This window comes from Mycolicibacterium gadium (assembly GCF_010728925.1).
GTDB lineage: Bacteria > Actinomycetota > Actinomycetes > Mycobacteriales > Mycobacteriaceae > Mycobacterium > Mycobacterium gadium.
The window spans coordinates 3,141,926-3,164,849 of the sequence record NZ_AP022608.1; the positions used below are offsets into that span (position 1 = coordinate 3,141,926).

21 protein-coding genes and 1 tRNA gene are annotated in these 22,924 nt (G+C 66.4%); 10 read left to right on the forward strand and 12 right to left on the reverse strand.

The genetic code is table 11. The features are described from left to right. Positions 1-17: 17 nt before the first annotated feature. The 5 genes from G6N36_RS15405 to G6N36_RS15425 all read right to left on the reverse strand — a co-directional run bounded on the left by G6N36_RS15405 (position 18) and on the right by G6N36_RS15425 (position 7,131). Positions 18-761: a lytic transglycosylase domain-containing protein gene (locus G6N36_RS15405; RefSeq protein ID WP_163687241.1), complete on the reverse strand. Its 744-nt coding sequence runs from the start codon at positions 759-761 to the stop codon at positions 18-20. Between the two features lie 79 nt (positions 762-840). After that, positions 841-1,911: a nucleoside triphosphate pyrophosphohydrolase gene (locus tag G6N36_RS15410; RefSeq protein WP_163687243.1), complete on the reverse strand. Its 1,071-nt coding sequence runs from the start codon at positions 1,909-1,911 to the stop codon at positions 841-843. Between the two features lie 184 nt (positions 1,912-2,095). Continuing rightward, positions 2,096-2,605: a hypothetical protein gene (locus G6N36_RS15415; RefSeq protein WP_163687245.1), complete on the reverse strand. Its 510-nt coding sequence runs from the start codon at positions 2,603-2,605 to the stop codon at positions 2,096-2,098. Between the two features lie 242 nt (positions 2,606-2,847). Next, positions 2,848-6,483, reverse strand: a complete 3,636-nt coding sequence (gene mfd / locus G6N36_RS15420) for a transcription-repair coupling factor (protein WP_163687246.1) — start codon at positions 6,481-6,483, stop codon at positions 2,848-2,850. Positions 6,484-6,525: 42 nt separating this feature from the next. Then, positions 6,526-7,131 (reverse strand): TetR/AcrR family transcriptional regulator, encoded by a 606-nt coding sequence (locus tag G6N36_RS15425; protein ID WP_083126663.1) that lies wholly within the window; start codon positions 7,129-7,131, stop codon positions 6,526-6,528. A gap of 104 nt (positions 7,132-7,235) precedes the next feature. Here G6N36_RS15425 and G6N36_RS15430 point away from each other — a divergent pair. Next, positions 7,236-7,307: transfer RNA gene (locus tag G6N36_RS15430), tRNA-Gln, on the forward strand. A 73-nt stretch (positions 7,308-7,380) separates the two neighbouring features. Here the strand turns inward: G6N36_RS15430 and G6N36_RS15435 are convergent. After that, on the reverse strand, positions 7,381-8,250 hold the full coding sequence (locus G6N36_RS15435) for a DUF559 domain-containing protein (RefSeq protein WP_163690709.1): 870 nt from the start codon (positions 8,248-8,250) through the stop codon (positions 7,381-7,383). A 154-nt stretch (positions 8,251-8,404) separates the two neighbouring features. Between G6N36_RS15435 and glmU the strand changes: the two genes are divergently transcribed. From glmU to pth, 7 genes are all read left to right on the forward strand, one after another. Continuing rightward, a complete protein-coding gene (gene glmU, locus G6N36_RS15440) occupies positions 8,405-9,874 on the forward strand; it encodes a bifunctional UDP-N-acetylglucosamine diphosphorylase/glucosamine-1-phosphate N-acetyltransferase GlmU (protein ID WP_163687247.1) in 1,470 nt (489 codons plus the stop codon). 74 nt (positions 9,875-9,948) lie between these two features. Beyond that, positions 9,949-10,929 (forward strand): ribose-phosphate diphosphokinase, encoded by a 981-nt coding sequence (locus G6N36_RS15445; protein WP_083126661.1) that lies wholly within the window; start codon positions 9,949-9,951, stop codon positions 10,927-10,929. Further along, complete coding sequence (arsC, locus tag G6N36_RS15450; RefSeq protein ID WP_163687248.1) at positions 10,929-11,273, forward strand: arsenate reductase (glutaredoxin); 345 nt, start codon at positions 10,929-10,931, stop codon at positions 11,271-11,273. The genes G6N36_RS15445 and arsC overlap by 1 nt, the downstream gene beginning before the upstream one ends. Continuing rightward, positions 11,270-11,926, forward strand: coding sequence for an LpqN/LpqT family lipoprotein (locus tag G6N36_RS15455; RefSeq protein WP_163687249.1), 657 nt, complete (start codon positions 11,270-11,272; stop codon positions 11,924-11,926). Before arsC ends, G6N36_RS15455 begins: the two co-directional genes overlap by 4 nt. A gap of 39 nt (positions 11,927-11,965) precedes the next feature. Then, positions 11,966-12,835, forward strand: a complete 870-nt coding sequence (locus G6N36_RS15460; RefSeq protein WP_163687250.1) for an oxidoreductase — start codon at positions 11,966-11,968, stop codon at positions 12,833-12,835. 131 nt (positions 12,836-12,966) lie between these two features. After that, the gene (locus G6N36_RS15465; RefSeq protein ID WP_163687251.1) at positions 12,967-13,653 is read left to right on the forward strand and encodes a 50S ribosomal protein L25/general stress protein Ctc; all 687 of its coding nucleotides are present in this window, start codon (positions 12,967-12,969) and stop codon (positions 13,651-13,653) included. Positions 13,654-13,659: 6 nt separating this feature from the next. Continuing rightward, positions 13,660-14,238, forward strand: coding sequence for an aminoacyl-tRNA hydrolase (pth, locus tag G6N36_RS15470; protein WP_163687252.1), 579 nt, complete (start codon positions 13,660-13,662; stop codon positions 14,236-14,238). Between the two features lie 2 nt (positions 14,239-14,240). Here the strand turns inward: pth and G6N36_RS15475 are convergent, their stop codons facing one another. From G6N36_RS15475 to G6N36_RS15485, 3 genes are all read right to left on the reverse strand, one after another. After that, positions 14,241-14,936: a cutinase family protein gene (locus G6N36_RS15475; protein ID WP_235690072.1), complete on the reverse strand. Its 696-nt coding sequence runs from the start codon at positions 14,934-14,936 to the stop codon at positions 14,241-14,243. An 83-nt stretch (positions 14,937-15,019) separates the two neighbouring features. Beyond that, positions 15,020-16,051 carry a 4Fe-4S binding protein gene (locus tag G6N36_RS15480; protein WP_163687254.1) on the reverse strand — a complete coding sequence of 344 codons (1,032 nt, stop codon included), beginning with the start codon at positions 16,049-16,051 and terminating at the stop codon, positions 15,020-15,022. Positions 16,052-16,114: 63 nt separating this feature from the next. Continuing rightward, positions 16,115-17,278: an Rv3169 family protein gene (locus G6N36_RS15485; RefSeq protein WP_163687255.1), complete on the reverse strand. Its 1,164-nt coding sequence runs from the start codon at positions 17,276-17,278 to the stop codon at positions 16,115-16,117. A 186-nt stretch (positions 17,279-17,464) separates the two neighbouring features. On the opposite strand from G6N36_RS15485, the gene G6N36_RS15490 reads away from it, so the two are divergent. Then, positions 17,465-18,028 carry a TetR/AcrR family transcriptional regulator gene (locus tag G6N36_RS15490; RefSeq protein WP_163687256.1) on the forward strand — a complete coding sequence of 188 codons (564 nt, stop codon included), beginning with the start codon at positions 17,465-17,467 and terminating at the stop codon, positions 18,026-18,028. Positions 18,029-18,239: 211 nt separating this feature from the next. Continuing rightward, complete coding sequence (locus tag G6N36_RS15495) at positions 18,240-19,289, forward strand: phosphotransferase family protein (RefSeq protein WP_163687257.1); 1,050 nt, start codon at positions 18,240-18,242, stop codon at positions 19,287-19,289. On the opposite strand, the gene G6N36_RS15500 is transcribed toward G6N36_RS15495, so the two are convergent. From G6N36_RS15500 to G6N36_RS15510, 3 genes are all read right to left on the reverse strand, one after another. Then, positions 19,286-20,134 carry an ABC transporter permease gene (locus G6N36_RS15500; protein ID WP_163687258.1) on the reverse strand — a complete coding sequence of 283 codons (849 nt, stop codon included), beginning with the start codon at positions 20,132-20,134 and terminating at the stop codon, positions 19,286-19,288. The genes G6N36_RS15495 and G6N36_RS15500 overlap by 4 nt on opposite strands. Beyond that, entirely contained in the window at positions 20,131-21,108 is a 978-nt protein-coding gene (locus G6N36_RS15505; RefSeq protein ID WP_163687259.1) for an efflux ABC transporter ATPase subunit, DrrA-related, read from the reverse strand. The genes G6N36_RS15500 and G6N36_RS15505 overlap by 4 nt, the downstream gene beginning before the upstream one ends. 120 nt (positions 21,109-21,228) lie before the next feature. Continuing rightward, positions 21,229-22,863, reverse strand: a complete 1,635-nt coding sequence (locus G6N36_RS15510) for a fatty acyl-AMP ligase (protein WP_163687261.1) — start codon at positions 22,861-22,863, stop codon at positions 21,229-21,231. Positions 22,864-22,924 lie beyond the last annotated feature (61 nt).

Below are 22,924 nucleotides of genomic sequence, written 5' to 3' on the forward strand. Positions count from 1 at the left end.
GCCGAGAACCGGCGTGTTTAGAGGGGGTGTCCGTTGGCGTAGGCCGTCGCCCAGTCGCGCACGGTGCGCGCGTACTGGTCGGAATGGTTGTAGGCCCGCAGGGCATCCATCCAGCCCCGGGGTGTGGCCAGGTCCTTGCCCCGCCAGCACAGGTAACCGGCCGCCGACAGCGCGGCGTCGTCGAAGTTGTCCGGGCTGATGACCCCGTCGTTGTTGGCGTCGACGCCGTAGAGCTTCCAGGTGTCGGGAATGAACTGCATCGGGCCCATCGCGCGCGCGTGGACGGACTCCGCGTCCTGTTGCTCGTCGTGGCTGACGCCCTCGCTGTCGAAGATCTCGAGGTTGCCGTTGGTGCCGTCCAGGCGGACACCACGGATCGGCGGGGTGACGTCACCGTTCTCGGCGATCGTCGCGCCGCGGAACGTGCCGTGGTGGCTTTCCACCTCCCCGATACCTGCCAGCGTCGTCCACTCCAGGTGGCAGTCGGGGTTCTCCACCTCGGCGACCCTGGCCGCATAGGCGTAGGCCTCCAGCGCCGCAATGGGCATCCCCAGCGCAGGGGCACGCTCGGCCGCCCATTGGCGCAGCTGATCGGCGGGACGCCCGTCGGCGTGGGTGTCGATTTTGGGCACAGCGTCGCCTGCCGGCGGTGGCACCCCCTCCGGAATCGGGGTGCCCACCTGCCATGAACAGCTCGAAGCCATGATCAGCGCTGTCGCTCCCAATACCGCGACCGCTCGCAGCCAACGCACGCGCGACACCAAACTCCCTCAAACCAACCTCGGTCATGCCATCGTCCCACGCGCTCAGGGCATGGTGGGAAGGCGCGGCCGACGCCCCTTACGCCGAATCCCGGTCCAGCGGGATCATCACTTGATCTTGCAGTTCACCGTCATTCTCGCCACCGGCGTCGTCGTCCGAGACGCCGGCGAGCGCCGGCACGGGCTCTTCGGCCGGTTCAGGCTCAGGGTCTGCGGCGCGCCAGTGTGCTCGCCACTCCTGCTCGGTGACGTCGCCGAGCGACGCGACGTCGAGTTCTTCGGGCACGTCGGCCCCGCGCCGGTCGGCGGCGACCGCGAGTTCGGTCGTGCGGACCGTGTCCATGAACTCCAGCACCGACGAACGCAACGCGCTCTCGGTGTCGACGTGTGGGGCCACGCTGACCGATGTCATGGATTTCGGAATCAGGTCGGCGGGCACACCGGCCGCGGTCGCCCGCTCGAGCACCTTCTGCGCCAAGGCCAGTGCGGGTTGCCCGGTCGGCACGTCGTCCATCGCGGAGCGAACGCCCTTTTTCGACCGCTCCAGGGCTTTGCGCTCTTCCCACTGCGCGAGCTGATCCTCCAGCGAGATCTCCTCACCGGCGAGCACCGCAGGCACGCGATTGACGAGCTTTCGGATCAGCGAGTCCGCCACGTCGTCGATCGAGAACGGGCGCTCAGGTGCGTCCTCGGCAATGCGGGCGTGAAAAAGCACCTGCAGCAACACATCTCCGAGTTCGTCGCGCAACTCTTCGGCGTTGCCGCTGCGCACCGCGTCGAAGACCTCGTAGGTCTCCTCCAGTAGGTACCGGCGCAGCGAATCGTGGGTCTGCTGCGATTCCCAGGGGCCCGACGTGCGCAGCTTGTCCATCATGGCCACGGCGTCCACCAACCGCTCACCAGCCGAGGCGCCGGGCGCCTCGATGAGTCGGTCACCGGCCGCCAGTCGCGCCTTGACCGCGGGGTGGTCGGGGTCTGACGACAGCAGCACCGGCGCATCCTCGCCGCCGTACGCGGGCCTGGCCGCGGGCAGCGACCACGGCACCCGAACCGGCATCTCCTCGGTGTACTGGACGTCTCCGGCAAGCAAATCGATCGCCTCGACCGGCACCAATGAGGGGCGGCGCGGATCGACCAATACGACGGTCATCGGCTCGACCCCCTCACGCGTTCTGTGAGACCGCTGATCTCGGTTATACCAACATTGCCAGACCCGACCCGCCTGGTGAGAACCGGCAGCGCTGCACTCTGCGGTTCTGATGCGGGGATGGCCGCCCCGCCCGGAGGCGGAGCGGCCATCGTGTCACGTCGAGCGACGCAGAACTTCGTCTGGATCAGGCCGGGATCACCCAGTGGCCCGGCGCCTCATCGAAGAACGGGTTGACGATCCCGTTCACCGTCGGCAGCTTCTTCAGCTGGCCGGGCGGGATGTTGAAGAACGGGTTCGGCACGCCGTTGATGAACGCCGCATTCTTCAGTTGCCCGGGCGGGATGTGTCCGACCGGCAGCCGGAAGTAGTTGTCCACCTCGGGGAACTGCACACTCGGCACGTTCACATCGGGAACGTTGACCGCGGGCACGTTCACATCGGGAACGTTGACCGCGGGCACGTTCACATCGGGAACGTTGACCGCCGGCACATTCACATCAGGAACGTTGACCGCAGGCACATTCACATCAGGAACGTTGACCGCAGGCACGTTCACATCGGGAACGTGCGGAATACCCGGGACGGGAATCGGCGGCTGCGGCACAGCCTGCGCGAGCCCTGCGCCAAGGCCGAGCGCGCCGAGTCCGAGTGCACCGGTCATCGTGGTGGTTATTGTCATCTTCTTGAAGTTCATGTCGACTCCTTCGCCTTGCGATCACACGACCCCACCAACCAGCTCGGTGGTGATCGCGTGATGTATCGGTTTAGGAAATTGCGCGACCGCCTCTGTCTAGCGATCTCGCCGCCCTCGGTATAGACGACAATGCAACACCTTGACCCCCCGACTTGTGTGTCGGATCGGCGCCGCCGTGCGTTAACAGTGCCTGCCGATCCAAAGCCGCTGTGCAGCAACGAAACGCCGCGGCGACCAGGGGTTTAGACCGTCGAAACGAAGCCAGAAATCATGTCGACGCTCCCCTGCGGCTTTCCGTCCAAGGCCAGGAGCAGGTCGGCGACCATCTGTACCAGTTCGAGGTCGCGGATCCGCGGTGCGGCGACACCATCACCCGCACGGGGTATGGGTACCTGCACCGTCGACGTCGTCGCGCGGTACGCCGCACTCGGGTAGAGCCGCTTGAGCCGCAGCTGCTGCGAATCCACCAACTGCAACGGCGACAGCTTCAGCGTGGCTTCCGACACCGTGCTCATCTCTGTCACGCCATAGTGCTTACAGAGCAATCGCAGCCGCGCCACCGCGACCAACCGACGCGCGGGTTCGGGCAGCGGGCCGTACCGGTCGACGAGCTCGTCTATCACCGCGGCGACCGCGGCATCGTCGGCCGCCGCCGCCAGCCTGCGGTAGGCCTCCAACCGCAATCGGTCGCTGCCGATGTAGTCCGGCGGCAGATGCGCGTCGACCGGCAGATCGATGCGCACATCCTTCGGTTCTTCAGGCGCCAGAACCGTTTTCCCGTCCGCTGCGGCGCGATAGGCCTCGACGGCCTCACCGACCAGCCGCACGTACAGGTCGAAACCGACGCCGGCGACGTGACCGGACTGCTCAGCACCGAGAACGTTTCCGGCGCCGCGGATTTCGAGGTCCTTCAGCGCCACCGCCATTCCGGCGCCGAGTTCGTTGTTCTGCGCGATCGTGGCCAGCCGGTCGTACGCGGTCTCGGTGAGCGGAACCTCCGGCGGATAGAGGAAATACGCGTAACCGCGTTCGCGGCTGCGGCCCACCCGTCCTCGCAGCTGATGCAGTTGCGACAGGCCGAATGTGTCGGCCCGCTCGACGATCAGTGTGTTGGCGTTGGAGATGTCCAGGCCGGTCTCGACGATCGTGGTGCACACGAGGATGTCGAACTCGCGGTTCCAGAAGCCCTCGACGGTCCTCTCCAGCTGCTCCTCGGGCATTTGGCCGTGCGCGACGGCGACGCGGGCCTCGGGGACCAGCGCGCGCACCTTCGCCGCGGCCTGGTCGATCGAGCGCACCCGGTTGTGGATGTAGAAAGCCTGCCCGTCGCGCAGCATCTCGCGGCGCAGCGCCGCGGCGACCTGCTTGTCGTCCTGCGGGCCGACGTACGTCAGCACCGGATAGCGCTCCTCGGGCGGGGTGAGGATCGTCGACATCTCCCTGATGCCGGCCAGGCTCATCTCCAGCGTGCGCGGAATCGGGGTGGCGCTCATGGTCAGCACGTCGACGTGGGTGCGCATCGACTTGATGTGTTCCTTGTGCTCGACACCGAACCGCTGTTCTTCGTCGACGACGACCAGGCCCAGGTCCTTCCACATGACACCGGTCTGTAACAGCCGGTGGGTGCCGATCACGATGTCGACCGAGCCGTCCTTCATGCCTTCGAGTACCGCGCGGGACTCGGCGGGGTGGGTGAACCGGGACAGACCCTTCACCGTGACGGGAAAGCCGGCCATGCGCTGGGTGAACGTCTGCAGATGTTGGTCGGCGAGCAGCGTCGTCGGCACCAGCACCGCGACCTGCTTGCCGTCCTGGACTGCCTTGAACGCCGCCCGCACCGCGATCTCGGTCTTGCCGTAGCCAACGTCGCCACAGATCACGCGGTCCATCGGGACGGGCTTCTCCATATCGCCCTTGACCTCGGTGATGGCCGTGAGCTGGTCGACGGTCTCGGTGAACCCGAACGCGTCCTCCATCTCGGCCTGCCACGGGGTATCGGGCCCGAAGGCGTGTCCGGGCGAAGCCTGCCGCCTGGCGTACAGCGAGACCAGCTCGGCCGCGATCTCGCGGACCGCCCGGCGGGCCTTCGTCTTGGTGTTCGTCCAGTCGCTGCCGCCGAGCTTGCTCAGCGTCGGTGATTCACCGCCCACGTAGCGCGACAGCTGATCCAGCGAGTCCATCGGCACGTACAGCCGGTCCGAACCACCGCCCCTTTTCGCTGACGCGTACTCGAGCACCAGGTACTCGCGTCGGGCGCCGCCGACCACCCGCTCGGTCATCTCGACGAACCGGCCGATGCCGTGCTGGTCGTGCACCACCAGATCGCCCGCGGTCAACGCCAGCGGATCGACGACGTTGCGCCGCTTGGCAGCCAACCGCTTGCCCTCGGTGGCGGCGATCCGGTTGCCCGTCAGATCGGTCTCGGTGATCACCACCAGATTGGCGCCCGGGATCACGACACCGTCGTGCAACGGCCCCTTGAGCACGTTGACGATTCCGTCCTTCAGATCCTCGCCCGGCTCCAAACAGACTGCCGCAGTGTCGGATTCGCGCAACTGTTCGACTATTCGGTGCGCGGTGCCGGTGCCGGGCGCGACGACGGCGGCATGCCCGCCGGTGAGGACGTGGGCGCGCAGCATCGCGAAAATCTCTATGACATTGCTCTGCTGACCCCGCGCCGACGGCGCCGGGCGGATGTCGATCTCGAGTGCGGACTCGTCGGACAGCTGGCTCAGCGTCCACCACGGGTGGCCGCCGTCGCGGGCCGCGGAGCGCGCGTCATCCAAATCGATGAAGCCCGACGCGCCCATCGCCTCGAGGTCGATCGGTGCATCACCGCCGACCGCCGCCGTCGACCAGGAAGCCTCCAGGAACTCACGGCCCGTCTTGATCAGGTCGGCCGCGCGGGTGCGGACCTTCTCCGGGTCGCAGATCAGCACCGGCGTGCCCGACGGCAGATGCGCGGTCAGCGTCGCCAGGTCGGTGGGACGCAGCAGCGGCAGCAGCGCCTCCATTCCGTCGACGGGGATGCCCTCGGACAGCTTGGCGAGCATGTCGGGCACGCTGCCGGTCACGGTGTTGTCGATCACCGGGTGCTCGGCAGCCAGGTCGGAGGCGCGGGCGCGGACGTCGTCGGTCAACAGCACCTCGCGGCATGGCACGGCGATGAGCACGTCGACGTCGATCTCGGGGATGGAGCGCTGATCGGCGACGGAGAACATCCGCATCTCCGACACCTCGTCACCCCAGAACTCGATGCGCACGGGGTGCTCAGCGGTCGGCGGGAACACGTCGAGGATGCCGCCACGCACCGCGAACTCACCGCGCTTGCCGACCATGTCAACGCGGGTGTAGGCCAGGTCGACCAGCCGGGCGATCACTTTGTCGAATGTCGCGTCCTCGCCGACGGTCAGGGTCACCGGCTCGATCTCGGCCAGGTCGGGGGCCATCGGCTGCAACAGCGACCGGGTGGTCGTGACGATCACGCGCAGCGGCGGGCCGAGGCGTTCGTCGTCCGGGTGTGCCAATCGGCGCAGCAGCATCAGCCGTGCACCGACGGTGTCGACGCCCGGGGACAGCCGCTCGTGCGGCAGCGTTTCCCAGGATGGGAACAGTGCGACGGCGTCGCCGAATACGCCGTGCAGTTCGGCGGTCAGGTCGTCGGCCTCGCGCCCGGTCGCGGTGACGACGAGCAGCGGGCTCGAAGAGGCAAGTGCGCTCGCCACATACACCCGCGCGCTGGCGGGTCCGACCATGGTGAGATCGGCGGGTTTGTCGGCGGCGCGGTCGGCGACCTTCTGAAGCGAAGGATCCCGTAGCGCCAGGTCGACAACTCCGGCGATCGGGGTCTGGACATGGTTGATCCCCGATGCGGTCATGATGCCTCCATCGTAGGTCGGCGGAGGCGCGCGCCGAATCCGCTACTCGTCGAGCAGGGGCGGGTCCTTCTCGAGATGCATCAACCCGTTCCAGCAGAGGTTGACCAGATGCGCGGCCACGACCTCTTTCTTGGGCTCTCGCACATCCAGCCACCATTGCGCCGTCATCGAAACGGAGCCGACCAGGGCCTGCGCGTACAGCGGCGCCATCTCGGCGTCCAGGCCGCGGCGGGAGAAGTCACCCGCCAAAATCGAGGACACCTGGTTGACGGCCTCGTTGAGCAGCGTCGAGTAGGTGCTGCCCGACGTGATCGACGCCGGGGAGTCGCGAATGAGGATGCGGAATCCGTCGGTGCGCTCGTCCACATAGGTCAGCAGGGCCAGCGCCACCCGCTCGATGCGCAGCCGGGACCGGTTGTTGGTCATCTTCGTGAGGGACGACGTGATGCGGTCCAGCAGCGCGGACATCTCGCGGTCGACCACCACCGCGTACAGCCCCTCCTTGCCGCCGAAGTGCTCGTAGACGACCGGTTTGGAGACGTTGGCGCGCTGCGCGATCTCTTCGATCGAGGTCCCCTCATACCCGCGCTCGGCGAACAACGATCTCGCGATGTCGATGAGCTGATGCCGCCGCTCCGCACCGGTCATCCTGGCGCGGGGCGTGCGCATGTTGCTATCGGGGCCGTCGGGCTTAGCGGGCACTGCCACGGCTTTCAGGGTATGCCCTTCGACTAACATCACGGGTTGATCGATCCGTCGTGGTGTAATCGGCAGCACCTCTGATTTTGGTTCAGATAGTTCAGGTTCGAGTCCTGGCGACGGAGCACTTTGCGCGGCGACTGTGCATCCAGCGACAGATTTCGCGCTTGATCGTCGTGAGATTCACAGTCGAGGCCGTCACCATCGCAACCCCCGCTCCAGCAGGGCCTTCTCCACGCGCATCGTGTACGTGGTCCGCCGGTACCGGAGCTGATCGCTGCTCACCCGGATGACGATCCACCCCAACCGGTTGAGCTCGTACATCTTGTCGATGTCGGCCTGCCTAACCGCAGGATCGGCCCAGTGCTGTTCGCCGTCGTACTCGATGGCGACCTTGACCTCCTCGTAGGCCATATCGACGCGGGCAATGAACTGCCCGAACTCGTCGAAAATCTCGACTTGAGTCGTCGGCCGCGGGAGATTGGCGCGGATCAGCGCCAGCCGGGCGACCGTTTCCTGCGGCGACTCGGCACCGCCGTCGACCAACGACAGCACCGCCCGTAGTCGCGGCAGGCCCCGCACACGGTGATGTTCCTCAGCGACGGCGCGGATGGCCTCGACGTCGAGCGACGTCCGGTTCATCAACGCGTCGACACGCATGACCGCCACTGTCTCGTTGACGGTGTGACGGCCGATGTCGAAGGCGGTGCGAGCCGCCGTGGTGACCGCGATACCCCTGACGCGGGCGACCTCACCGGCGGCGAGAACGTCGGCACGAACGGTAAGCAACCGCGGGGGTCTGCGATTGTCGTGGATCAGCTCGGCGGGCAGCCTCCCGCTGATCCACTTGGTGCCGAGCATCGATGCGGCCGACAGACCTGCAACCACCCCGCGTCGTTTCGACCACAACCATGCCGCTTCCGCACGGACGCGCGCCGTGGGTTCGACGTCGTGTGGGAGATACACGCCGGGATAGAGCGGTTGATATTGCCTGCGCAGCGCACGCTCTGGAATCGCGCGGCCCGCGAGCGCCTCGGCACCGATGAACGGCCAGCGCAATTGAGTCATCAGCTCGGTCATGGGCAGAATGCTGCGGACGCTGCCTGACACAATGACGGCAGCCATGCCTAGTTATCCACAGGCGAACACTGTGAATCTGACGACGAAATCCGCCGAGAATCGTCGTGGGATGCACAGTCGAGCCGAGGAGAATGGACTCGCAATGACCGATCGTGATTCGGCCGTCGTCGTCTTGGCGGCAGGCGCAGGCACCCGGATGCGTTCCGCAACCCCCAAGATGCTGCATGAAATCGCAGGCCGCAGCATGCTCTCGCACGCTCTGCACGCCGTGGCCGACGCGACGCCGCAGCACCTCGTCGTCGTCGTCGGCAAGGACCGCGACCAGGTGGTGCCCGCAGTCGACCAGCTCGCAGCCGACCTCGGCCGCGGCATCGGCATCGCGGTGCAGGAGGAGCAGCTGGGCACCGGGCACGCCGTCGCCTGCGGCCTGACCGCCCTGCCCGCCGGCTTCACCGGCACTGTCGTCGTCACCTTGAGCGACGTACCGCTGCTGGACGCCGGCACGCTCGCCGACCTGATCGCCGTGCACAGTGCCGAATCCGCCGCCGCGACGGTCGTGACGACGACACTGCCGGATCCGAAGGGCTACGGCCGCATCCTGCGCACCCAGGACGGCGAGGTCATCGGCATCGTCGAACAGGCCGACGCCACCCCGTCGCAGCTGGCCATCACCGAGGTCAACGCCGGCGTCTACGCCTTCGACACCACCGCGCTGCGGTCGGCACTCGGCCGTCTGCGGTCGGACAACGCGCAGCATGAGCAGTACCTGACCGACGTCATCTCGATCCTGCGGTCCGACGGCCACGTGGTGCGGGCCAAGCACGTCGACGACTCAATGCTGGTCGCCGGCGTCAACGACCGGGTGCAGTTGGCCACGCTGGGCGCCGAACTGAACCGGCGCATCGTGACCGCACACCAGCGCGCCGGGGTGACGATCACCGATCCGGGCACGACGTGGATCGACGTCGACGTGACCATCGGACCCGACACCGTTGTCTACCCCGGCAGTCAACTGCTGGGGGCAACCCACATCGGCGCGAACTGCCAGATCGGCCCGGACACCACGCTGACCGACGTCACCGTCGGCGACGAGGCGATGGTGGTCCGCACCCACGGCAGTCAATCGGCGGTCGGCGACGGGGCAGCCGTCGGCCCGTTCGCGTACCTGCGGCCCGGCACGGTATTGGGCGCCGAGGGCAAGCTCGGCGCGTTCGTCGAGACGAAGAACTCCACGATCGGGGCGGGTACCAAGGTGCCGCACCTGACCTACGTCGGCGACGCCGACATCGGCGAGCACAGCAATATCGGCGCATCCAGCGTGTTCGTCAACTACGACGGCGAGAACAAGAGCCGCACGACGATCGGCTCCCACGTGCGCACCGGATCCGACACGATGTTCGTCGCGCCGGTCACCATCGGCGACGGCGCTTACACCGGCGCGGGCACCGTGGTGCGCGAGGACGTGCCGCCGGGCGCGCTGGCGGTGTCGGCGGGGCCGCAGCGAAACGTGGAGGGCTGGGTGGCACGTAAGCGACCCGGATCGGCAGCCGATATGGCCGCACGTAGGGCATCTGGCGAACAGCCCGGCCCAGACGACGCCGCCAAGCCGTGAGCCGGTTGCCAGGTGTTCGGGATTTGGCAACCCGTACGATTGAGCCGATATCGTCCCCGAGCAATGAGGGCACTGTGGGCACCGAGTGGACCGACAACCGCAAAAATCTGATGCTGTTCTCGGGTCGCGCGCACCCCGAACTGGCTGAACAGGTCGCTAAAGAGCTCGACGTTCACGTGACGGCGCAGACCGCCCGCGATTTCGCGAACGGCGAGATCTTCGTCCGCTTCGACGAGTCGGTTCGCGGCTGCGACGCCTTCGTATTGCAGTCGCACCCCGCGCCGCTGAACCAATGGCTGATGGAACAGCTGCTGATGATCGACGCGCTCAAGCGGGGCAGCGCCAAGCGCATCACCGCGATCCTGCCGTTCTACCCCTACGCCCGCCAGGACAAGAAGCATCGCGGCCGCGAGCCGATCTCCGCACGGTTGGTCGCCGACCTGCTCAAGACCGCGGGTGCGAACCGGATCTTGACGGTCGACCTGCACACCGATCAGATCCAGGGCTTCTTCGACGGCCCCGTCGACCACATGCGGGCGCAGAAGCTGCTGACCGGCTACATCGCCGAGAACTACTCCGACCACGACATGGTCGTGGTCTCCCCCGACTCGGGCCGCGTGCGCGTCGCCGAGAAGTGGGCCGACTCACTGGGCGGCGTCCCGCTGGCGTTCATTCACAAGACCCGCGACCCGCTGGTTCCCAACCAGGTGAAGTCCAACCGCGTCGTCGGCGATGTGAAGGGCAAGACCTGCATCCTCACCGACGACATGATCGACACCGGTGGCACCATCGCCGGCGCGGTGAACCTGCTGCGCGCCGACGGTGCCAGCGATGTCATCATCGCCGCTACGCACGGCGTGCTGAGCGATCCCGCCGCGCAACGGCTCGCGGACTGCGGTGCACGCGAGGTCATCGTCACCAACACGCTGCCGATCGAGGAGCAGAAGCGCTTTCCGCAGCTGACCGTGCTGTCGATCGCACCGCTGCTGGCCAACACCATTCGCGCGGTGTTCGACAACGGTTCCGTCACCAGCCTTTTCGACGGGTCTGCGTAGTGCCAGAGGGAACCATCTATCACAACCCGAAGTGCAGCACGTCGCGTAAGACGCTGGAGTTGTTGCGCGACAACGGCATCGAGCCGACGGTGGTGCAATACCTCAAGACCCCACCGACGCGCGCCGAGCTCGCGAAGATGATCAAGGATGCCGGCATCGACGTGCGCACCGCGGTGCGTAAACGTGAATCCCTTTACGGCGAGCTGAATCTCGCCGACGCCGGTGACGACGAACTACTCGACGCGATGGCCGAGCACCCGATCCTCATCGAGCGGCCGTTCGTCGTCACCGCGAAGGGAACCCGACTCGCCCGGCCAATCGACGCGGTGCGCGAGATTCTGTGAGGGTTCGCCACCGCGTGGTAGCCGCCGCGCTGGCGGTTCTCGCCGCGTCGGGTTGCGCACCGGAACCGCCTGACTACCAGTCGCTTTTGTCGACGACCCCGACGACGACCGCGACCAGTTCGTCGGGCGACGAGGCGCAGGTGCCCATCGCGACCTACCTGGAGCAGAAGGGCGTCGTCGGTGAGCCCATTCCGGCGGACAAGCTCACCGATCTGACGGTGACGTATCCGACGCCGCCGGGCTGGAAGCCGTTCGTCAACTCGAACCTGTCGCCGGGCACACGGATGATCGCCAAGGGCACCACCTATCCGACGGCAATGGTGATCGTGTTCAAACTCAACGGTGACTTCGATGTCAACGAGGCCATTGGGCACGGCTACGTCGACGCCGAGATGTCGGAGAACTTCAAGCGTCTCAACGCATCCATGGACGACTTCAAGGGTTTCCCGTCGGCCATGATCGAGGGCAGCTACGACCTCAACGGCGCCCGGATGCACACCTACAACCGAATCGTCATCGCGACTGGGGCGCCGCCGGCCAACAATCGGTACCTCATCCAGTTCACGGTGACGGGCTACGCGGACAAGGCCGTCGAAGAGGCACCCGATATCGAGGCGATCATCCGGGGTTTCAACGTCGCAGTGCCGAAGTAGGTTGCGCCGAGTTTGAGAAGGCTCACTAGGGTGGGCGCCATGAGTCAATGGACCGCGGCCGATCTCCCGTCCTTCGCCGGACGGACCGTCATCGTGACCGGGGCCAACAGCGGCCTGGGCCTGATCACCGCGCGCGAACTGGCCCGCGTCGGGGCCAAGACGATCCTCGCCGTGCGCAATACGGCCAAGGGCGACGATGCCGCGAAATCCATCACCGGCGACGTCGAGGTGCGCAAGCTCGACCTGCAGGATCTCGCTTCGGTGCGCGCCTTCGCCGAGGAAGTCGACAGCGTCGACGTGCTCGTGAACAACGCGGGCATCATGGCGGTCCCCTACGCGCTGACCGTCGACGGGTTCGAGAGCCAGATCGGTACCAACCACCTCGGCCACTTCGCCCTGACGAACCTGTTGCTGCCCAAGATCACCGACCGCGTGGTGACCGTGTCCTCCGGCATGCATCTGATCGGCCAGATCAACCTCACGGACCTGAACTGGAAGGCGCGGCCCTACTCGCCGTGGCGGGCCTACGGCCAGTCCAAGCTGGCCAATCTCCTGTTCACCAGCGAGTTGCAGAAGCGACTCGACACCGCGGGGTCGACGCTGAAAGCGCACGCCGCCCACCCCGGTTATTCGGCGACCAATCTGCAGGGCCACACCGGTCGCAAGCTGGGCGACGCATTGATGACGTTCGGCAACAAGCTGGCCACCGACGCCGACTTCGGTGCCCGCCAGACGCTGTACGCGGTGGCGCAAGACCTGCCGGGCAATACGTTCGTCGGGCCGCGGTTCGCGATGTGGGGTCCGACCGGCCCTACCCCGCTGCGCAGCCCGCTGGCCCGCGACGCCGAGAAGGCTGCCGGCCTGTGGGACCTGTCCGAGCAGCTCACGGACACCAAGTTCGGGCTCTGATTTGGGGTTGAGCTGCAGCTGCGGCTACCCTGGCTGCTAATCACGGCGAGGGTGGGCAGCCACCGTTATCGACGCGAACCATCTCAGAGGTTCCCTGGCCGTGCTCGACACGACACAGGAGTTGAACCCGAATGGCCAGAAACGCGCCGAACAACATCGCAGCAGCGGTCCGCACCGAGACCGGCAAAGGTGCCTCGCGGCGCGCCCGCCGCAACGGCAAGGTACCCACCGTCCTCTACGGCCACGGCAGCGATCCGCAGCACCTCGAGCTGGATGCTCATGACTTCTCGGCCGTGCTGCGTCACGCCGGCACCAACGCGGTCCTTACCCTCGACATCGAGGGTAAGGAGCAGCTGGCGCTCACCAAGTCACTCGTCATCCATCCGATCCGCCGCAACATCACCCACGCCGACCTGCTGGTCGTGCGTCGCGGCGAGAAGGTCACCGTCGAGGTCAACGTCATCGTCGAGGGCGAAGCGGCTCCCGGCACGCTGGTCACCCAGGACAGCAACAGCATCGAGATCGAGGCCGACGTGCAGTCGATCCCGGAAAACCTCACCGTCTCGGTCGAGGGCGCCGAGATCGGCACCCAGTTCACCGCGAGCGCGATTCCGTTGCCGGACGGTGTTTCGCTGATCTCCGATCCCGAGCTGCTCGTCGTCAACGTCGTCGCGGCCCCGACCGAGCAAGACCTCGAGGCCGAGGGTGCCGGCGAGGCCGGCGCTGAAGAGGCCGAAGGCGAAGCCGCCGAAGGCGAAGCAGCCGAGGGCGAGGGCGAGGGCGAAGCCGGCGAGGCACCCGCCGCGGAATCCGAGTAGTGCGCGATGGCCGAACCCCAACTCGTGGTCGGCCTCGGCAACCCCGGTCCGCAGTACGCCACCACGCGGCACAACGTCGGCTTCCTCGTCGCCGACATCCTGGCCGATCGCATCGGCTCGGGTTTCAAGGTGCACAAGAAATCGGGGGCCGAGGTGGTCACCGGTCAGCTTGCCGGCCGCCCGGTGGTGCTCGCCAAGCCGCGCTGCTACATGAACGAGTCCGGGCGTCAGGTGGCGCCGCTGGCCAAGTTCTACTCGGTGGCGCCCGCCGACATCATCGTCATCCACGACGAGCTCGACATCGACTTCGGCCGCATCCGGCTGAAGTTCGGTGGCGGGGTCGCCGGGCACAATGGCTTGCGATCGGTGGGATCGTCTTTGGGCTCCAACGACTTTCAGCGGGTTCGCATCGGAATCGGTCGCCCGCCCGGCCGGATGGAGGGCGCGGCGTTCGTGCTCGGCACGTTCACCTCGGCGGAGTGGAAAGAGGTGCCAACGATCTGCGAGCAGGCCGCCGACGCCACCGAACTGCTGATCTCCCAGGGGTTGGAGGCGGCTCAGAACACCGTGCACGCCTGGGGCTAGCGTCAGCCGTGCGTCTGACCCGCCAGCGTCGTGATCGGCGCCTCGGAGGTGAGTCGGCTGGCCACGAATTGTGCTGCCTGCGTCATCAATCCGGCCTGCACGTACAGGCTGTGCGCGGGCCTGTCGTCACCACCGGAGCACACCGGATCGGCCCCGTTGCACAGGTCGATGGCCTTGTATCCGTACTGCGGGCTCAGCGACGTCAGCGGACCGCCGAGCAACCGGATGGACGGGTTGCCGAACACCGCGACCGCGGCCACGTGATCGGCGGCGGCCGGCGGCAACAGGTTGGTGAAGCCGAGCGTCGGCTGGTTGGCGATCGCCAGCGCATCGATGACCGCGGCACCCTGCGAAAAGCCGCCGAGCACGATTTTGGTGTCGGGGCAGGTCGCGACCGTGTTCTGAACGAATGCGCTGGCGTCATTGGCGCCGTCGGCGGCGCGGAGGAAGTCGTATGAGGCCGGGTAGTTGACCGCGTACACGTCCACCGACTGCCCCGGCACCAGCGGTCGCAGCGCGTCGACGAACGCGTCTCCGACGCGTCCAATGCCCGCCGGCTCGCCGGTGCCGCGTGCGAACACGACCTGGACGTCGGCGCACTCGGCGGGCTGCGCCGAGGCGACACCCGTCGGGCCCGACGGAAGCAATGCCGGTGCGACGAGCGTCACACCCGAAACCATCAGTGCAGCAACACCCATCAGCAAACCGCGCGCGACCCCTCGGCTGATCTTCATACCGGGCCAAACGCCGCCGAGCGGCGAATCTATTCCGTCTGGCGAAATCAGAGCCCGTTGATGCCGCTGTCGACCACCTTGATCTGCTTGTGCGGAAACCGCCGCTCGGCGTACTCCTTTGCCGCCGAGTTCGGCAGGACGTAGAGGGTCTCCTTCTTCTCCTGCAGCGGCTTGAGGACCAGATCCATGAAGCCCTTACGGTCGTCGAGGTACGGCTCGATGACGTCCTCTCCGGCCGGACACACCGCCAGGCAGTAGGCCGCCTTGTAGTTGGCCTTGAAGGACAGGCTCTGCCACATCGAGGCGTTCTCGGAATCGCTGACTCGCGAACGGAAATCGGCCGCATCTTCACTTTCGGCGATGGTCTGCACCCAGTCGGTGAATCCGCCCATGAACTCGCGGTAGTTGTGGGTGGAGCAGGCGAATAAGTCGAACTCCCCATCCTTCTTGATGGCACCTACCGGGCAGGCCGCTACACACAGCTTGCATTCCAGGCACGGCGAATAGTCAAGCGGCCTACCGTAACTGCTGATCGGCGCGGCCACGAGCACGGTGCCGAGAAGGATGAAGTTGCCGAACTTCGGGTGAATCACGTTGCGGTGAATGCCCATCACTCCGAGGCCGGAGGCGACCGCAACAGGTTTGTGCGCCACCACCCAGATCCGGCCGGGGAACCGGTCCATCTCCATGGGAAACGACATCGACGGATTGATCGCGCGGTATCCGGCATCCTCCAGCGCGCGGGTGATCCGGTGCGCGGCCTCGTTCATGATCTCGCCGCTGCGGTGGAACTCCTGATTGGCGACGCTGCGCGCGGTGGAGCGGACGTTGTCGCGGTTCATCTTGACGATCAGGGAGATGTAACTTGCGACGCCGGGCAGGGCCTCGTCGACGTGCTCGCGTTCGGCGGCGAGGTCGGGGTTGTCGACACTGGCGAACGCGACGTCGTCGACGCCGGCGTCGAGACAGACCTGACGCAGCCAGTCGGCGTCGATGACGCCGGGTTTCTCGGTTTTGCGTGCCCGCACCTTGCGCACTGTCGGGTGGTCGGCGAGCCGAGCGGGGACTCTGTCGGTCATGCTAGGTATAGTACACAATACCCAGATGTTCAGCAGCCGGCCGATGTCCGCGCCGGACGCGCATCACAAGAATGAGTTCTCCGCGGTGAGTCCGCGTTCGGGGAAGGCTCCCAGCGCGAAAGTCTCGGCGTTGCCCAGCCCGACTCCACCCCCGACGGGGTCCTCGACGTGGACCAGCAGATCGCGCAGCTGATGGAGTTCGCGAGCCTTCTCGGGTTTGTCACAGTCGGTGACGTGGTTGCCCTCGACTTTGAGATCGCCGACCCATTGGCCGTTCACCCAGTCGTCCCAGCCGTAATAACCAGCAGTGCCGAGGTGGAAGCCGCCCGGCCCGGCCTTGGTGATGGTCAACGGCCGCTTGGAGCCGTCGGCATCGATGAGGGTAACCGTGCCGTGAGTGAAGCGGCGATTGTCGTCCTGGAAGTGCATGTCCTGCTCGACGGACACGAACCGGTGTGATGTCCCGTCGTCGTTCTGTTGCTCTGCCTGACCACGGATCTCGAGATAGCCGTCGCCGCGCTCCTCCTGATACATGACAAACAGCGAGTACGTCGACCCGTCCTGCCGAGTCATCGTCATCGGCATCCACGTCATGAACATCTGCTTGATCTTGCGGCCTCCCCTGGGCAGCCCCGGTATCGGCTTGCCGACCCCGGGCCGCAGTCCCCACGAATGGTCGCGGATCGAAATCCACTTGTCCGCTTCTATTTCGGTGCGCTCGCCGTCGAGCTCCACCCATCCGGTTGCGACTCCGATCTGGTGGTAGCGCAATACATTGTGCGTGACGCGGTAGCCGTCCGGGCTGCGGTCCGGCCACGGGTCCTCCAGCGCAGCGTCGAAACTTCCTCGCAGTTCGACGTCGAACGCGATGGGCGCGTGCTCTGTTCTCTCCAGACTCATCCGGACGGCGCGTAACGGCTCCACGACGCGGTAGGAGATCGGCCCCACCTGGGTGCCCGCCGGGTCCGACGACAACCTACGCCCGGCCCGCACCGTCCACTGCTCGGTGCCGCGGCACACGCCGGCCGCCCCGTCGAAGACGCCGCGGTTGGTGTACTTACCGACACCGAGGACGACCTGCAATGAGTTGTCGCGGGCGTGGGCGATCGTCCAGATCTTCTCGGTCCACGACGGGTCCGACTGGCTGACCGTGGCGAAGGTATCGACGATCTGATGGGTGAGAAGTTCGTCTTCGGGTACCAAGGCGCCGTAGTTCGTCGTCAGCAAGATGACTGCCTTCCAATGGTTTTGGTGGAACGGGAGGAACCGAAGAACTCCGTCATATCGACCGCCACCTCCCCCGGATGGGACGTAAACATTGGCACCCGCGGTGTCTCGGGTCGTGGAGCCCGCATCTGCGCCCGGATTGGCGCTAGTGTGACATTTGGACCCTTAGATGTAAAGGATGCGATCGTGGTTTCTCGACCCACCGCCGACGCGGATCCATCGACGCGGCGACGGATCCTCGCCGCCACCTTCGTCGTGCTCGCCAGGGCCGGCAGACGCAAGTTGCAGCTCTCCGACGTGGCGGCGGAGGCCAAGGTGTCGCGCCCGACGCTGTATCGCTACTTCGGCAGCAAGGAAGGACTGCTCGAGGCGTTCGCCCTTTACGAACAGGACAACTTCGACGCAGGCATCGCCACCGCGATCGCCGGCCTCGATGGGCCCGACCGCCTCGATGCGGCATTGCGGTTCATCGTCGAGTTCCAGAGTACGTACTCGCTGGGCTCCCTCGCCGACGTCGAGCCAGAGCATGTGCTGCATCAGATGAAGAGGGCCCTGCCGATCATGCACGAGCGCATCGCCCGCCTGATCCCCGGACAGGACAACGACGTCGCGGCGGCCGCTGTCGTTCGAATCGCGGTCTGCCACTATGTCATCGGGGGTGGCACGCCCCAGCAGTTCCTCGCCGAGTTGCGTCACGCGGCGGGCATCGGCCCGTCACGACGCCGGCTGTCTCAGGTGGTCAACGGCTAGTCGTCCAGCCCGTCGGCGATCTTCGTCGCAATCGCCGTCGGTTGCTTCGAGATGCAGGAGCGCGGCCGAAGGCGGCACGGTCGGTGGACACCACGCCGTAACCGGCGCTCACATGGATGAGCACCGCGAGCGGCTCGGCGGTGTCGGTAAGGGGTGGGGAGCGAGGCGTGAATTCTTTACATCTACAACCTGCTATGTAAATCTGTTCCGCATGGCTGGCATCACGCTCGTCCGACGAGACCTCGCTGCCGCCCGGTCGCAACTGCAGAAGTGGTTCGAGCGCAAGTTCTCAAGTGACGCCGCCGTATCGGAACTCGTTGCGGCGAACCGGGCCGGCGGATTCTCCAGCGAGAGCCTGATGTTCTCCGCGACGGTCGACGGCGAGGCGAATGACTACATCATCAGGATTCCGCCCGCAGGCGGTGGCATCTTCCGCGAGTACGACCTGGGCGCCCAAACCCTGACGCAGGAACTGCTCCACGAATACGACGTCCCGACCCCTTCGCCGATTTACTACGAGCCCGACCGGACCTGGATCGGCTCGAAGTTCATGGTGATGCCCCGCATCGTCGGACACACGCCGTCGGATTTCACCTATGCCGTCAAGGGGTGGCTGCGGGATGCCGGGCCCGACGTCCAGCGTCGCGTGCACGATTCGTTTCTCGACACATTGGTGCGGCTGACGACGGTGCCGGTCAGCGAGGCGTCGTGGTTGTCGCGGCCCGCAGGTGTCGGCATCTCCGCCGAAATCGGTTGGTGGCTGGAATATGTGCGGTGGGGCACCGACAATCAAGTCCCCGACCTGATGACCGAGGCGTTCAACTGGCTGCGCCGCGGACAGCCCGAGGACGGTGGCGAACTGAGCGTCTGCTGGGGTGACGCGCGACCGTCGAACGGCATCTTCGACGATTCGGGCCAGATCGTCGGCGCATTGGACTGGGAGCAGGCCTGCCTGTGTCCGGTCGAGACGGACGTGGGGTGGTGGCTGGCCTCGCGCAAGCAGATGCTGGAGGCCAACGGGCTCGACGCCGACCCGGAACTGCCGGGCTTTGACAGCCGCGCCGCGGTCGTGGGCAGGTTCGAGGAGATGATCGGCCGTAGGCTCGAGCACCTGGGCTGGCACGAGGTGTTCGCGATGGTGCGCATGGGCTGCTGCATCGTGCGCATGCAGTCGCTGCTGCGCCGCAACGGACAGGCCGACCATTTCCTCACGCGTGCAGCGATTTTGCCGGCGTGGACGGTCGACGCGATCCGCTCCTAGTCGCCCGTGCGGCGCGCGTACGCCCGCAACGCGAACGGCGCGATCACCGCGGTGATCGCGAGCGACCACAGGATCGTCGCCAGTATCGGGTGATGAAGTGGAAGTTGCGCCTCCGGCGGGGCGGGCGGGCCGTTGCCCCAAAGCTCTCGCACCGCCTGGGTCAGCGACGACACCGGATTCCACTCGGCGATCACCCGGAGCCAGCGCGGCATGGGCTCGGTCGGCGCGAAAGTGTTGGCCAGGAACGTGATCGGAAAAAGCACGGTGAACATCACGCCGTTGACCGCTTCGACCGAGCGCATCAGCGATCCGATCAGGATGCCGAACCAGATCATCCCGAAGCCGAACACGAGGATCAGCACGAAGGCGAGCACCGCGTCGACGAAGCCGCCGCGGATCCGCCATCCGATGCACAATCCCGTCACCGCCATCACCACGACGCCGATCGACGAGTGCAGCAGGCTGGCGATGCTCCGTCCGATCAACACCGCCGACCGTCGGATCGGCAGCGACCGGAACCGGTCGATGATGCCCTTCTCGACATCGGCGGTGATACCGGTGGACACCACGAACGCGGTGAACACGATGGTCTGCGCCTGGATGCCGGGAAGCAGGAACTCGCGGTAGGACGCGCTGCCCGCGGTGGCGATCGACGCACCGAACACGAACGCGAACAGCAGCACGAACATGATGGGCTGGACCGTGACGTCGCTCAACATCTCGGGCATCCGCTTGGTGTGGATCATGTTGCGCTTGACCATGATCCACGACTGCTCGGCGATGTTCGTCTGGCGGATCCGGGGCCGCGCCAACGTGTCGCGCTTCTCGCTCTCGGTGGTGGTCATGCGCTGACCTCCTCGGCCTCGTCGCCCTCGACGCGATGGCCGGTCAAGGACAGGAACACGTCGTCCAGGCTGGGCCGGGACAGGCCGATGTCGTCGACCTCGATCGCGCGATCCTGCAGCCAGCCGGCGACACGGGTCAGGTCGGCGATGCCGTCGGCGGCCGCGGTGAGTTGCCGGGCACCGACGTCGAGATGCACCTCGGCGCCGGTACGCGCGATCAGCTCCCGCGCCACGGGCAGGTCGGTGGCGTGCGAGACGGTGACGACCAGGCTGGCGTTGCCTGCCTGCTGTTTGAGTTGAAGCGGTGTGCCCTGCGCGATGATCCGGCCGTGATTGACGACGACTATGTCGTCGGCGAGTTGGTCGGCCTCCTCGAGGTACTGCGTGGTGAGCAGCAGTGTCGTGCCCTCGGCGACGAGGCCGCGCAGCATCTCCCACAGCTCGCTGCGGCTACGCGGATCCAGACCGGTGGTCGGCTCGTCGAGGAACAGCACCGGCGGTGACGCGATCAGGCTGACCGCGAGATCGAGCCGTCGTCGCATGCCGCCGGAGTAGCCGCGGACCGGGCGGTCCGCCGCGTCGGTGATCGAAAACTGTTCCAACAGTTGATTCCCCAGGCGTTTGAGGTCGCGACGACCGATGCCGTAGAGACCGCCGATCATCCTGATGTTCTCGCGACCGGTCAGCAGCTCGTCGACGGTGGCGACCTGTCCGGTGAGGCCCATGTTGCGGCGCACCATGTCCGGTTGCTCGCGGACGTCGTATCCCGCCACCCGCGCGGTGCCGCTGGTGGGGACCGTCAGCGTCGTCATCATCCGGACCGTGGTGGTCTTACCCGCACCGTTGGGACCGAGCAGGCCCAGCACCGTGCCGGGCGGCACCACGAAGCTGACCCCGTCGACAGCTGGTCGTTCGGAGGCGTTGTCACCGAATGTCTTGACGAGGTCGATCGCCTCGATGGCCGGGGAGGTCATTGGCCAACCGTAGCGACGGGGTCCGACGACGAGCCACTCGATTTAGCTCGCGAGCAGACGCAAAACTGCCTGTTTACTGCGCGAAATGGGCAATTTTGCGTCTGCTCGCGGGAAAAAAACTTAGGTGACCAGTGAGACCGAGTTGGAGCGACGCAGCTTGCCCGACGGGGTCTTCGGGATGCTTCCCGGCCCCAGCACGACGACGTTGCGCGGCCGCACGTCGACCTCGGCCACCACCTCATGGGCGACCTGATGCTCGATGCGACGCACCTCGACCGGGTCCTGCCATGCGTTGGACTCCACGGCGACGGCGAACGTCTCCCGCGAATGACCGGCGTCGAGTCGCACCGCGACGGCGCAGCCCGGCCGAACGCCCTCGACACGGCCGGCGGCACGCTCGATGTCGGTCGGGTAGATGTTGCGGCCCGCCATGATGATGACGTCCTTCACACGGCCGCACACGATGATGTTGCCGTCTTCGGTGATGTAGCCGAGGTCACCGGTGTCGTACCAGCCGTGCTCGTCCTGGGCCGGGATGAAGCCGCCCATCGTGATGTAGCCGGGGGTCAGGCACTCGCCGCGCAGCTCGATGACGCCGACACCACGGGCGGGCATGACGTTGCCGTGCTCGTCGATGACGCGGGCCTCGAGGTCCGTCAGCAGCGGACCGAGCGAGGCCAGCCGCCGGGTATTGCCCTTGGTGGCGGGCACGGCGCGGCGCAACGCCGCGAGCAGGTCGGCGTCGACCTCGTCGACAACCAGGCCCGCGCCGCACGGTGAGAACGACACCGCCAAGGTGGTCTCGGCCATGCCGTAGGCGGGCAGGATCGCGTCGGGCTTCAGACCGAACGGCTTACCCGCGTCAAGCAGGTCCTCGACGTCGGCGGGCTCGACGGGTTCGGCGCCCGAGAGCGCGAACCGCAGCGTCGACAGGTCGAACTCGCCGGGTTTTGCCTGGCGGCGCAGCCGCTTGGCGAACAACGCGTACGCGAAGTTCGGCGCCGCGGTCATGGTGCCCTTGTACTTGTCGATGAGCTTGGCCCACAGCAGGGTGTCGCGCAGGAAGTCCATCGGCGTGACCTTGACCAGTTCCGCGCCGAAGTACATCGGGATGGTGAGGAAGCCGACCATGCCCATGTCGTGGAAGCAGGGCAGCCAGCTGACCATGACGTCCTTGTCGACGTCGTACTCGGCGCCGATGAACATGGCCTCGGCGTTGGAGTGGATGTTGCGGTGCGTGATCTGCACCGCCTTGGGAGACCCAGTCGATCCGGACGTCAGCTGCATCAGCGCCAAGTCGTCCTCGCCGACCTCAATGGGGTCGATCGGGTCCGACGCCAGCAGGTCGGCGACGGTCAGAACCGTGATGCCCTTCTCCTCGAGAACCGGGATCGCGACCAGGAACGGTTCGGAGACGATAACCGCCTTCGCCTCGATCATGCCGATGACGTTCATGGTGTCCTCGGCCCAGATCACGAGGTCGGTCCGGGGCGTGGGCTGGTGCAGCATGGTCAGGCAGGCGCCGCGCATCCACAGGCCCTGCGCCACCGGCGCGATCTCCACGGGGAAGCCTGCGAGCACGCCTACCGAGTCGCCGAGTCCGATTCCGGCCTCCGCCAGACCTCCGGCGACGGCGCGGGCCCGCTCGTGAACCTCGCCCCAGGTATGGCGAACTGGCTCGTGCGGTTCACCGGTGACCATGCCCGTTGTCACGGTGCGGGCGTTTCGGTACATCTTCTCGGTGAAACGGCTCACGACAACCTCCTCGGTTTCCGAACAGGAAATGTCCGGATGTAATGCTCCGCCTGATCAGAGG

What these genes read in the sequence shown, in the direction of transcription:
- G6N36_RS15410 (WP_163687243.1), bottom strand. Translation starts at nt 1,911, where the DNA reads ATGACCGTCGTATTGGTCGATCCGCGCCGCCCCTCATTGGTGCCGGTC.
- G6N36_RS15415 (WP_163687245.1), bottom strand. Translation starts at nt 2,605, where the DNA reads ATGAACTTCAAGAAGATGACAATAACCACCACGATGACCGGTGCACTC.
- mfd (WP_163687246.1), bottom strand. Translation starts at nt 6,483, where the DNA reads ATGACCGCATCGGGGATCAACCATGTCCAGACCCCGATCGCCGGAGTT.
- G6N36_RS15425 (WP_083126663.1), bottom strand. Translation starts at nt 7,131, where the DNA reads ATGACCGGTGCGGAGCGGCGGCATCAGCTCATCGACATCGCGAGATCG.
- G6N36_RS15435 (WP_163690709.1), bottom strand. Translation starts at nt 8,250, where the DNA reads ATGACTCAATTGCGCTGGCCGTTCATCGGTGCCGAGGCGCTCGCGGGC.
- glmU (WP_163687247.1), top strand. Translation starts at nt 8,405, where the DNA reads ATGACCGATCGTGATTCGGCCGTCGTCGTCTTGGCGGCAGGCGCAGGC.
- G6N36_RS15460 (WP_163687250.1), top strand. Translation starts at nt 11,966, where the DNA reads ATGAGTCAATGGACCGCGGCCGATCTCCCGTCCTTCGCCGGACGGACC.
- G6N36_RS15465 (WP_163687251.1), top strand. Translation starts at nt 12,967, where the DNA reads ATGGCCAGAAACGCGCCGAACAACATCGCAGCAGCGGTCCGCACCGAG.
- pth (WP_163687252.1), top strand. Translation starts at nt 13,660, where the DNA reads ATGGCCGAACCCCAACTCGTGGTCGGCCTCGGCAACCCCGGTCCGCAG.
- G6N36_RS15475 (WP_235690072.1), bottom strand. Translation starts at nt 14,936, where the DNA reads ATGGGTGTTGCTGCACTGATGGTTTCGGGTGTGACGCTCGTCGCACCG.
- G6N36_RS15480 (WP_163687254.1), bottom strand. Translation starts at nt 16,051, where the DNA reads ATGACCGACAGAGTCCCCGCTCGGCTCGCCGACCACCCGACAGTGCGC.
- G6N36_RS15495 (WP_163687257.1), top strand. Translation starts at nt 18,240, where the DNA reads ATGGCTGGCATCACGCTCGTCCGACGAGACCTCGCTGCCGCCCGGTCG.
- G6N36_RS15500 (WP_163687258.1), bottom strand. Translation starts at nt 20,134, where the DNA reads ATGACCACCACCGAGAGCGAGAAGCGCGACACGTTGGCGCGGCCCCGG.
- G6N36_RS15505 (WP_163687259.1), bottom strand. Translation starts at nt 21,108, where the DNA reads ATGACCTCCCCGGCCATCGAGGCGATCGACCTCGTCAAGACATTCGGT.